Source organism: Oribacterium sp. C9, assembly GCF_002007235.1.
Classification (GTDB): Bacteria; Bacillota; Clostridia; order Lachnospirales; family Lachnospiraceae; genus Oribacterium.
In genome coordinates, this window is record NZ_MUHW01000002.1 from 299,301 (window position 1) to 310,082 (window position 10,782).

Genomic DNA, 10,782 nt, shown 5'->3' on the forward strand with positions numbered 1-10,782 from the left:
AATGCGGTTTCTTAAGAAACCGCACATGATGTTGAAAATACTATTCTTTACAGCCTTCCGACAAGTGCCTCTGTAAGAGCCACACAGTGCTCTATGGCCTTCTTTTCGAAAGTAGGGTAATCCATTTGAGCCGAATCATCAGCTTTATCGGAAATGGCACGGATGATAACAAACGGAACCTTGTTCTGCCATGCTACCTGCGCTATGGCAGCACCTTCCATCTCGCAGCATTTACCCTGGAAATGCTTGATGATCCATTCCTTTGTTTCTCCGTCTGATACAAATTTATCTCCGCTGCATACACGTCCGATAAAAGTGTGAATATCCGAATTAACTCTTCGGTTCTCTTCTTCCGCAAATGCTATAAGTTTGTCATCCGCCTTAAATTCCATGGTGCCCACTCTCGGAACTTCTCCAAGCTTATATCCGAAGTTTGTAGCGTCCATGTCATACTGTACAGCATCCTCGGATATGACGATATCACCGATGTCGATATGAGCATCCAGAGAACCTGCAATACCTGTATTTATAACGCAATCAACATTATAGCGGTCGATAAGGACGGCTGTGCAGGCTCCCGCATTAACTTTACCTATGCCTGACCGTACAACCGTAACATCCTTTCCGTTAAGCTTTCCTGTTACAAATGCAAGTCCGTTGTGTTCCTCTGTCTTCGCATCGGTTATGGAAGCCTTAAGCTTCTCAACCTCTTCATCCATTGCACCTATAATTCCTATCATACTTTCTCCTTTATTTAATACGTTCAAACTGCCTGTATTCCCATTACAGCTCAAGTTTTACCGGCTTTCCTGTGATATGTCATCAGCTTTTCTTTTTAGACTGATCTTCCTTGACCACATCTCTCAGTACCTGAATGACATGGTCCACACCGTTACTCTGGTTGGAGTTCTGCATGGCGATGATGTATCCCGATTTTTTGAGATGAACTTCCTTTATGGCATTGAAGAGAAGTTCCCTGTCCTTTTCCATCTCATGCTGGTCCAAAACATAGCTGAACCCCTGCTTTTCAAAGGATTCCGCATTAAGTATCTGGTCACCTCTGCTGGCATCAAGGGGCAACGGTATAAGGATGTTCGGCTTCTTCAGTGCGAGGAGCTCGCAGATAACATTGGCACCTGCTCTGGAGATGACCACATCCGCAAGTGCATAAAGATTACGTAAACCGTTGGTAATGAACTCATACTGTCTGTATCCGGCTGTACCTTCAAGAGAAGTGTCCAGATTTCCCTTTCCGCAGACATGTACCACATCAAAATCCTCAAGTATCCTCGGAAGAAGCTCCCTCACAGCATTATTGATGGCTACAGATCCGAGGGAACCGCCTATGATCATAAGCACAGGTTTTTTACCGGAAAATCCGGTCATTTCGAGTCCTTCCTCTCTGGTTCCTTTCAAAAGTATCTCTCTTATAGGAGAACCTGTGAGGACCGCTTTTCCCTCAGGCAATGATTTCAGTGTCTCAGGAAAATTACAGCAGATCTTCTCTGCAGCATTAAGACAGAGTCTGTTGGCAAGACCGGGCGTCATATCGGATTCATGGGTCACTACGGGAATGTGAAGACTGTGGGCCGCCCATACTACAGGAACGGCAACGAATCCACCCTTACTGAAAACTATATCCGGCTTTATCTCTTTCAGTGTCTTTCTCGCTTCTCTGTAGCCCTTCAGGACTCTCAGAGGATCAGAAAAGTTCTTTATATCAAAATACCTTCGAAGCTTACCGGTGGCTATACCTGTATAAGGCACGTCCTCCTTTTCCATCATCTGCTTCTCTATGCCATCATATGAGCCTATATAGAAAACCTCATAGCCATCCTGCCTTATCCGTGGCAAAAGTGCGATATTGGCAGTAACGTGTCCTGCTGTTCCGCCTCCTGTCAGCACTACTTTTCCTATCATTTAACTACTCCTTACAGTGCTTTTTTGAGCTTTTCGCAGGTCTCTGAAAGCTTATCTGCAGAAACCTCATTTGGTTTCCATAAAACCATCTCTTTTTCAGTTCCGTATCTCGGAATGATATGTGTATGGAAATGATGTACAGTCTGACCTGCTGCCTCTCCGTTGTTCTGAACAACATTGAAACCCTTTGCCGAGAGACCTGAAAGCATAGCCTTACCTATCTTTCCCGCAAGAGGCATAACGCCTGAAGAGATCTCATCAGGAAGCTCTGCAAGATTTGCATAATGCTCCTTCGGAAGGATGAGAACATGTCCGTCAGTTGCAGGATTTGCATCAAATATCACTCTGAATGTATCATCCTCATAAAGCGTAGTTGTCGGAATGACTCCGTTTGCTAATTTACAAAAAATACAGTTATCATCTTTCATAGTTTGTTCTCCTGTCTAAAAAGGAAAGTATTTTTCTTATTTCAAAAAACTAAAAATATTATAGTATTATGTTTTCTCTTACACAAGTCGTCCGGCGTTCATCCCTATGTAATCATTGACAAAAAGGAGGAAAGCTTTACAATGAGATGTTACAGAAACAGTAAATACAGGTCATGAGCCATCTTTTGCCTCATATATAAAAAACCTGACCATTATACAGAAAAGGAGTGCCCCATGTCTATTCCAAAAGACCCCTATATGCTTATGAGCTACATAAATACCCAGCTCAGGGATAATTATGATTCTTTGGACAGCCTTTGTGCTGCTCTGGATCTGGACAGATCTTCTCTGGAGAAAACACTTGCATCAGTGGATCTTCACTATAACTCTTCACTTAATCAGTTTAAGTAAAAAGCTCATATACCGGTAACGTACCGATAAATAAAAAACCTCTATATCACGGATTTCATATCAGAAACCGGATATAGAGGTTTTATTTTGCTATAGGTATTTATTCCATATGTGAAAGTCAACCACAGAACTCTGATCGTTCTGCAACGAGACCTCACACATCCTTCATCTCATCACTCGATGACTGTGATTCCGTTACATGTAGAAACTCTCATACGGATAGAATCAGTATAGCTGATCTTGACCTTCTTGCCTGTTGAGTCATCAGCAAGCTTTGCCAATGCTTCATCACCGTCAACAGTAAAGCAGAAAACGTCTCCCTCGTCTGTATTGAGATAAACCACTCCTGACTCAACCTTATCAAGAGTTCCCTTGATCTCATACACATCTGATGCAGGATCCTCCATCATATCATCTGAACAGATACGATATGTAGCAACACTGTCTGAACCGAGCTCTCCGATATAAAGCACCTGTGCGTAATCGCCGGTCTTAAGCTCACCTATAGTTGTTGCATAGGAAGGAATCTTAAAGGTATATTCCTCACCGTCCTTAGGACCGTTATCACTGTTTATACCTTCCTCCTCACGAACGGTGATTGAATTCTCATCCAACTTAACGATCTCGCCATAAACCTGAGGTTCTGAAGCGTAATCCTCTGAGCAAAGCTCATACGGAACAGACATAACCACTTCTGCTACCTTTGTACCGTCTGCCGGAACCTCTGCATCTCCCTCATAGAAGATGTCGACCTCATCACCGGGCATCAGCTGCCATGCAGGATTTATGAAGGCATCTGATGTGTCAACTGTGAGGCTTGTTCCATCCGCATATTCAACAGTAAGCTTTGAACCGTCAACCTTCTGAACTGTAGCCTGAAAATCAAACATACCTGAAATGTCCACAGGACCTGCTATACTTCCGTCACCGTCAACTCCGATTCCCTCAACAGCCGCACTTGCTGCTGTAGTCTCCTTTGTCTTCGCATCATCTTTCTTTTCTCCACCGCATGCCGCAAGTGAAATCACCATCATGGCCGCAATGGCTGTATATAAGCATTTTTTCATAATCCAATCTCCTCTGTATAAATCTAAAAAACAAGCGATAACTAAAATAGCACTAAAGATTTCTTTCTTCTACTGCAATCACCTTAACTCTTTATTAAATTTTCTTATGATTATGCGTAAAATGATAGAATTCTCTGTCTTTTATCGCATCAGGGAGATACTGCTGCTCCACCCAGTTTCCTGGATAGTCATGAGGATATTTATACCCCACTCCTCTTCCGAGCTCCGCGCTTGCCTTGTAATGGGCATCCTGAAGATACGGCGGTATGGGCAGTCCTCCTGAGCGCTCCACCTCATCCATAGCTTCAAATATAGCAGTACAACATGCATTGGACTTTGGTGCAGAAGCGATATAGGTACACGCCTGGGAAAGAATGATCTGAGCCTCAGGCATACCCACACGTTCTACGGCAAGAAAAGCGTTAGTCGCCACAACCAGCGCCTGTGGGTCAGCATTACCGACATCCTCGGAAGCACATATCACCATACGACGGGCTATAAACTTTATGTCCTCACCGGCCTTCAGCATCCTTGCAAGATAGTATACAGCGGCATCCGGATCAGAACCTCTCATGGACTTGATAAAGGCTGAAATCGTATCATAATGATTGTCTCCGTCCTTGTCATATCTCACCGCTCTTTTCTGTATGCACTCTGCAGCCACAGGAAGCGTTATATGTATACGTCCGTCAGCATCCCTGTCTGTTGTCAACACTGCCAGCTCTATGGCATTGAGAGCGGCTCTGGCGTCTCCATTTGCAGTGTGGGCGAGGAATGTTCTGGCATCTTCGTCAATATATCCATGGAATGAACCGACTCCCTTCTTAGCATCTGTAAGGGCTCTGTCAATAAGTGTGCCAATGTTTTCAGCGGAAAGCGGGCGAAGCTCAAATATACGTGAACGTGAAATGAGAGCGCTGTTCACCTCGAAATAGGGATTCTCCGTAGTCGCGCCAATAAGTGTTACGGTTCCATCCTCCACATGAGGAAGAAGATAATCCTGCTGCGCCTTATTGAAACGATGTATCTCGTCTACGAAAAGAATGGTCTTCCGTCCATATCCGCCCTGATTCTGCTTAGCTCTCGCCACCACATCCTCAAGGTCCTTTTTCCCTGCCACAGTGGCATTGACTGACTCAAAATCCGCACTGGTAGTTTTGGCAATAACCTTCGCAAGAGTGGTCTTTCCTGTTCCGGGCGGTCCATAAAATATGATCGACCCAAGTTTATCCGCCTTTATGGCACGATAAAGCAGTTTCCCCGGGCCGATTATATGCTCCTGCCCAACTACCTCTTCAAGGGTTTCAGGCCTCAGTCTGGATGCAAGAGGCGCATCATCCTCTTTGTTTTTCTCCGCCATATATTCAAAAAGATCCATTTTCACCTCCGAAGTCAGCAACCGGATAATAATACCGGCATGACTTAAAAACCGTTTACACTAATATAAGTATAGAGAGCGCTGTTCTCATCCATTCAGCCCTGTTGCCATATCCACTATCATGGGGAATCTGTAACTGCATCTCTCCGCATTTTCATTGATCACTATAGTAGGCTGATAAAGCTCTACGAAATCCATAAAACGTGAACTATAGTCTCCCCAGACAAATATGGTTTTACCAAAGCTTTCCGCTATATCATCAAGTATGTAATTTTCCACATAGGAGTCTCCTATGATGAGGACGACCTCATCATTATCAGCTTCATCACAGATAAAAATCCTGTGTCCTGTCCCCTCAAGGGGCATCATAGCTTCATCCTTTTCAACCGCCTTGGGATCTCTTATGCTGAATTTCTCCTGCATGTCTTCCTCATGTATGCCTCCGAAAAGAGTGGTTCCCTGATCCGTTATAGTGATCTCGTAGTCCTCAGACTCCAGCACACGGAAGTTCCGGTCTGATGCATTAAGCTCATCCATCAGCTCTCTGTATGCAAGGTATCCTCCTCTCTCCGTCCAATGAGAAGGATCCGTATATTTTCCGAAGGTATCGCCTCCGACCTTTCCTTCTGTAAGTGCCTCTGTTGTATCGATTACATTGACCCATGTATTTGCTTTCAGATTCTTAAGGACCTGATCCACCAGAGATTCCGTTCCATACTGCCTGACAGATGACATGAACTGTTCAGGATATATACTGTGCTTGTCTCGGCACTGCATATAGTAATATCTTATTCCCCTTTGGTCCAATGTCTCTCTGATCTTCTCATATGCTGAAGAAAGCTCATCCAGCTGCTCCTGCGAGTAGAGATTTTTATGCTGATAATCCTTCAGCATCTCTTTTTCCGCATAATTAAACTCTCCATCCGGTCCCAGATAATAATCAGAGCTTCCGGCTCCGGCTGCAGAAAGATTTCTGAAAACATGATACTGTAGCCTTGCATTGGTCTTTACGAATAGAGGTCTCAGTCCTATGTTATCGTTTATCCAGTTTTCAAAATCCGTTGCAAATGCCTTGTTTATCTGACCATCACCATCCACTATGGAAGGTCTTCCGGCAAGATATCTGTTCTCATCATAGGATATGGCTCCATCTTCTCTGTTGACCGTTATGAGAGGAACAGTAATGATCATAATAAAGGAAACGGCAAATATCAGGTTTTGAATTTTTAATTTATTGTTTAGATCCATATAATAAAAAGCGCCTCTTATATAAGCTATCAGAACTGAAAATAAATGAAAGGATTGTATGTTCCGGACACTATCCTCATGGACGACATCAGAAGCAGGATCACAAGTAAAATGTCTCTGCCTATCTCATATAAATCTCCGGCCGATGCAGCTTCAAGCTTCGCTTTAATTATCTCCGAAGCTTTTTCAGGGAGTCCCGTCGAAAACATTAAACCTGCCATCAGCATAGCGGCTGTCCAGCCGTCGAGATACCACATGGCAGAAAATCCAGGCTCCGGTCCCAAAGCTCTACCGAACATGGTCTTAATATACCAGATAGCCTGTGTCAACGTATCTGCTCTGAAAAATACCCATCCCATAAGGACTACAAGCAAAGTATACACATGTTTCATTATATCGACTATAGATATGCGACCCTTCGATTTATCATCCGACTTTATGAATGATCTTTCAATCAGCATGAACGCACCATGCCATATTCCCCAGAAGATATAATGCCATGCGGCACCATGCCATATACCTGTAAGAAGAAAAATGATAAACAGATTTCTATAGGTCGAAAATGTCCCCTTCCTGTTACCTCCAAGCGGAATATATACATAATCCCTGAACCAGGTTGAGAGAGATATGTGCCAGCGACGCCAGAACTCGGTTACAGATCCTGAAATGTATGGAAGATTAAAGTTCTCCAGAAAATGGAAACCAAACATCCTTCCCAAGCCTATAGCCATATCAGAATAACCTGAAAAATCAAAATATATCTGAAGTGCATAGGCTACAGCTCCAAGCCATGCTATGGCTACCGTGTTGTTCTCTATTCCCCGGGAAAAGATCCCGTCCACTGTCACCGCCATTGTATTGGCAATCAATGCCTTTTTACCAAGTCCAGTTATAAATCTTCTGGCTCCCCGGGAGAAATCCGAAAGACTCACAGTTCTCTCGTCTATTTCCGCCTCCACATCGGTATAACGTACTATAGGCCCCGCAATAAGCTGAGGGAAAAGCATCACATAAAGAGCAAGCTTAAACGGATTTCTCTGAACTCCGGCTTTTCCCCTGTAAACGTCGATGGTATAGGACATCGCCTGAAAAGTGAAAAAACTGATTCCTATAGGAAGGATAATCTTTCTGAGCGGAATCGCTTTGTTGAAAATATGATTTACAGTATCCACTGTAAAGTCGAAATACTTGAAGTAAAAAAGTATGCATAGGTTCGCAATAACAGTCACTGCCAGAAGCAGCTTGGCAGTGATCCCACCCCTTTTTTCCTTTTGCCAATGTATAAGACCTGCACCTATGAAATTAATAAGTATATTTAGCGCTATTATCCATAGATAGCCTATCTGCGACCACGAAAAGAAGAGTACACTCATTATGAGGAGCCAGAAATTACTCATTTCTTTTCGTTTCCCCAAAACTCTTTTATCCAGAGTCATGCATATATAGTAACCTGCCAGAGTAACAGGAAGAAAACAAAACAAGAACAGTGTTGAACTAAATACCATCCGGTGTATATCTCCAAAAAATATGCTTTAACTGATCAAATTTATCACGAAGTAAAGGGTATCCCCCTACCGATCGCCTAAAGCATTATACCTAATTCCATTAAACAAATCGAGGGGCTAATATCCCCACGTACACTATTCTACAAAAAAAGTGAAGCCACTTTCATGGCTCCACCTTTAAATGTCATATCACTTTTTCACTGCTTCTGCGGTTTCAGATTTCATATTTCCTTCATCCGGAAGAAAAAGTCCCAGGGCATCCTTGGTAGCATTTCTTACACCCTCAGATGTGTAGGTTGCTCCGGACACTCCGTCTATATCGAAGCTGTCCTTCTCCACGAGCTGCTGCTCAAGCTCAGCGAGAGCGGCTCCGCCTATTTCCGGCGTTTCGTCATTTCCAAGTATGGACGCCTCTACTATATCATCGCCATGCATCTTCAATGTAACAGTTATGGTTCCGCCAAATCCCTCAGCACTTCCGCTTACTTCCTTTGTTTCATCGTTTTTACTGTCAGCCTTTGTGGTTTCCGCCTGCGTTGTGGCATCAGGTATTCCATTACCGGCACAAGCCGCGAGAGTAAAAGTTAATCCTGCGATTGCTAAAACTATATATTTCTTCATATATATATCCTCCCTGACTATCTATAACGATCTCATGAATATCCAAAACACTAAAATTTCAACTTTGATTCCAGAATGATAATTACAATAAAAATTATCTCCCTTTTATGATGCCAAAGTTGATCTCTGATAACAAGGTAAAAAACTGAACGATATTATTAAAATTTAAAGATGCAAAAATCCCTTCCGGATAACTGAATAACCAGCTGCTCCGAAAGGGATCTATGCTTACTTCCACCTCTTCATATCAACATGATCGGGTAGAAAGTATATTTCGCTATTAATATTTCTCAAAAACTATGAGCTTATGATTACTTAGCAAGAGCTGCCTTTACAGCATCCTTAACACCTGTAGATGTTACTGTAGCGCCAGAAACACCATCGAAATCAGCTGAACCAGCCTCTACGATCTGCTTCTCGAGCTCCTCAAGAGCTGCACCACCAACTGTAGGAGTCTCATCCTTGCCCTCGATAGAAGCTGCAACGATCTTGTCTCCGTCCATTGTAAGAGTTACAGTAACGTCTCCGCCGAAGCCCTTAGCTGTACCTGTAAGAGTCTCGCCCTCAGCTGCTGCTGTTGTCTCCTCTGCTGCTGCAGTTGTCTCTTCAGCTGCTACTGTTGTCTCCTCTGCTGCTGCAGTTGTCTCTTCAGCTGCTGCTGTTGTCTCTTCAGCTGCTACTGTTGTCTCCTCTGCTGCTACTGTTGTAGCTGCTGCTGTTGTAGCCTCTGGAGTTGATGTAGAACCACATGCTGCAAGTGCAAGCATAAGACCAGCTGATGCTGTCATCATAACTAACTTCTTCATAATTTTTTATCCTCCTAATGTTAAACATCATCCTGAAAATTTCTTGACCTCTCAGTCATCAGGACGACAATCCGTGACCGGTTTCTACATCGATCGACACAGAAACCTTACACATCCGTTTAAGACAAGAACGTATAATACACTTCACATTATTTAAAGTCAAATTTATTTTTTCACCGAAAGATGGTATCTAAAGAAATCTTAAGAGTCATAATCTAATACAATTTATCGATTTTGCTCGTTTTTCATTATACTTGTAATTTTACTTTTGCATTTTGCACATAATGTATGCATCTTTTCTTTCAAAATGTTTTCTTTTTATTAATTTTTGACTTTTGCAGAATATTTCTTTCATTTTTATTAAAATCAAAAAAATACGGATCCCATGGTTACAGGATAAGTAATTTAAGATCGGGCCGCATCAAATACTACTCTGTATTTTGTCGTCAAAACATTATCCGTAACGCCTATTTACTTCCATATGGTATATATAAATACCTGAAAGATGAATTTTTAACTGATTTATTCTGATTTTTTCATAAAACTTCCTTTATTTTATATAGTAAATTGAATTTTTACATTATAATAGCTTCTATAAAATTTCATTGCTTGAAATTTTATAGTTTTATGTTTTACTAGACTAATGAAATAATCAGAAAATACGGGTAAGCAAAATGAACGAATCAATGGAAACATCACACAAGAACACTAAACAAAAAATTTCCGATAAGGCTTTCCAGTTATTTAGAGAGTACGGCTATGATAATGTCAGTGTCCGCCAGATCGCCGCAGAGTTGGATATAACGACAGGGGCTCTGTATTATCATTTCAAAAACAAAGCTGACATTTTGATCAATCGCACAGCCGGAAATGAGGATATAATCCGGCAAAAGGCATATGATCCTTCTATTTCCACCAGAAAGGGTCAGATCATGTCTCTTTTCCTGAATCTCATTGCAGATTTTATCATGTATGAGGGACCTGAGATCTGTACCATACGTATGCTGGGAAGAGATCTTAATATAAACAGATCAAAAAGCCTGGAAGCTACTTTAAAAGACTTAGTCACCGACGCAATTAACGAAAAGGAGCTTTCTTCGGAATATTCTCCCGAAACTATAGTAACCTCTATACTCTATACTTTTAGAGGTATCGCATATTGCTGGGCTACAGGATCTGATCAGTTCGATTTAAAAGCTGCTCTCGATTCAGAGTTATCCAGAGTCCTCAATTACTACAGTATAGCCGCCTGAATGCTGCTGTTGTACATAATTTCAGTTAAAAGCCGATGCAGCGCATCGGCTTTATTTTGTTCAGACACATCTGTCATTTTTCGGATTTACATCGAGTAGGGGGAATATAATCCCCCTCTCACACCACCGTACGTGCCGTTCGGCA

11 protein-coding genes are annotated in these 10,782 nt (G+C 42.3%); 2 read left to right on the top strand and 9 right to left on the bottom strand.

Annotated elements, in window-relative coordinates; translation table 11 throughout:
* Positions 1-47 precede the first annotated feature (47 nt).
* The 3 genes from BXO88_RS02645 to BXO88_RS02655 form a co-directional block, all read right to left on the bottom strand.
* Entirely contained in the window at positions 48-740 is a 693-nt protein-coding gene (locus BXO88_RS02645) for a 5'-methylthioadenosine/adenosylhomocysteine nucleosidase (protein WP_078036211.1), read from the bottom strand.
* Positions 741-822: 82 nt separating this feature from the next.
* Positions 823-1,917, bottom strand: coding sequence for an undecaprenyldiphospho-muramoylpentapeptide beta-N-acetylglucosaminyltransferase (locus BXO88_RS02650; RefSeq protein WP_078036238.1), 1,095 nt, complete (start codon positions 1,915-1,917; stop codon positions 823-825).
* A 14-nt stretch (positions 1,918-1,931) separates the two neighbouring features.
* Positions 1,932-2,348 (bottom strand): HIT family protein, encoded by a 417-nt coding sequence (locus BXO88_RS02655; protein WP_078036212.1) that lies wholly within the window; start codon positions 2,346-2,348, stop codon positions 1,932-1,934.
* Between the two features lie 234 nt (positions 2,349-2,582).
* On the opposite strand from BXO88_RS02655, the gene BXO88_RS02660 reads away from it, so the two are divergent.
* Positions 2,583-2,759 (top strand): DUF4250 domain-containing protein, encoded by a 177-nt coding sequence (locus BXO88_RS02660; protein WP_078036213.1) that lies wholly within the window; start codon positions 2,583-2,585, stop codon positions 2,757-2,759.
* 173 nt (positions 2,760-2,932) lie between these two features.
* Here BXO88_RS02660 and BXO88_RS02665 read toward each other — a convergent pair whose 3' ends face one another.
* The 6 genes from BXO88_RS02665 to BXO88_RS16685 form a co-directional block, all read right to left on the bottom strand.
* Positions 2,933-3,826, bottom strand: coding sequence for a hypothetical protein (locus BXO88_RS02665; RefSeq protein WP_078036214.1), 894 nt, complete (start codon positions 3,824-3,826; stop codon positions 2,933-2,935).
* 94 nt (positions 3,827-3,920) lie between these two features.
* Complete coding sequence (locus tag BXO88_RS02670; protein ID WP_078036215.1) at positions 3,921-5,204, bottom strand: replication-associated recombination protein A; 1,284 nt, start codon at positions 5,202-5,204, stop codon at positions 3,921-3,923.
* An 87-nt stretch (positions 5,205-5,291) separates the two neighbouring features.
* Positions 5,292-6,452 carry an alginate O-acetyltransferase AlgX-related protein gene (locus BXO88_RS02675; protein WP_078036216.1) on the bottom strand — a complete coding sequence of 387 codons (1,161 nt, stop codon included), beginning with the start codon at positions 6,450-6,452 and terminating at the stop codon, positions 5,292-5,294.
* 29 nt (positions 6,453-6,481) lie between these two features.
* On the bottom strand, positions 6,482-7,957 hold the full coding sequence (locus BXO88_RS02680) for an MBOAT family O-acyltransferase (protein WP_078036217.1): 1,476 nt from the start codon (positions 7,955-7,957) through the stop codon (positions 6,482-6,484).
* A gap of 189 nt (positions 7,958-8,146) precedes the next feature.
* Positions 8,147-8,578 (bottom strand): FMN-binding protein, encoded by a 432-nt coding sequence (locus tag BXO88_RS02685; protein WP_078036218.1) that lies wholly within the window; start codon positions 8,576-8,578, stop codon positions 8,147-8,149.
* Between the two features lie 311 nt (positions 8,579-8,889).
* On the bottom strand, positions 8,890-9,384 hold the full coding sequence (locus BXO88_RS16685) for an FMN-binding protein (protein ID WP_139355481.1): 495 nt from the start codon (positions 9,382-9,384) through the stop codon (positions 8,890-8,892).
* 674 nt (positions 9,385-10,058) lie between these two features.
* On the opposite strand from BXO88_RS16685, the gene BXO88_RS02700 reads away from it, so the two are divergent.
* Positions 10,059-10,637, top strand: a complete 579-nt coding sequence (locus BXO88_RS02700; protein ID WP_078036219.1) for a TetR/AcrR family transcriptional regulator — start codon at positions 10,059-10,061, stop codon at positions 10,635-10,637.
* The last annotated feature ends 145 nt before the right edge of the window (positions 10,638-10,782 follow it).

Bases quoted from the DNA above. Each gene is read 5' to 3' on its own strand.
- BXO88_RS02700 (WP_078036219.1), top strand. From the start codon at position 10,059: ATGAACGAATCAATGGAAACATCACACAAGAACACTAAACAAAAAATT.
- BXO88_RS02660 (WP_078036213.1), top strand. From the start codon at position 2,583: ATGTCTATTCCAAAAGACCCCTATATGCTTATGAGCTACATAAATACC.
- BXO88_RS02645 (WP_078036211.1), bottom strand. From the start codon at position 740: ATGATAGGAATTATAGGTGCAATGGATGAAGAGGTTGAGAAGCTTAAG.
- BXO88_RS16685 (WP_139355481.1), bottom strand. From the start codon at position 9,384: ATGAAGAAGTTAGTTATGATGACAGCATCAGCTGGTCTTATGCTTGCA.
- BXO88_RS02675 (WP_078036216.1), bottom strand. From the start codon at position 6,452: ATGGATCTAAACAATAAATTAAAAATTCAAAACCTGATATTTGCCGTT.
- BXO88_RS02665 (WP_078036214.1), bottom strand. From the start codon at position 3,826: ATGAAAAAATGCTTATATACAGCCATTGCGGCCATGATGGTGATTTCA.
- BXO88_RS02655 (WP_078036212.1), bottom strand. From the start codon at position 2,348: ATGAAAGATGATAACTGTATTTTTTGTAAATTAGCAAACGGAGTCATT.
- BXO88_RS02685 (WP_078036218.1), bottom strand. From the start codon at position 8,578: ATGAAGAAATATATAGTTTTAGCAATCGCAGGATTAACTTTTACTCTC.
- BXO88_RS02680 (WP_078036217.1), bottom strand. From the start codon at position 7,957: ATGGTATTTAGTTCAACACTGTTCTTGTTTTGTTTTCTTCCTGTTACT.
- BXO88_RS02670 (WP_078036215.1), bottom strand. From the start codon at position 5,204: ATGGATCTTTTTGAATATATGGCGGAGAAAAACAAAGAGGATGATGCG.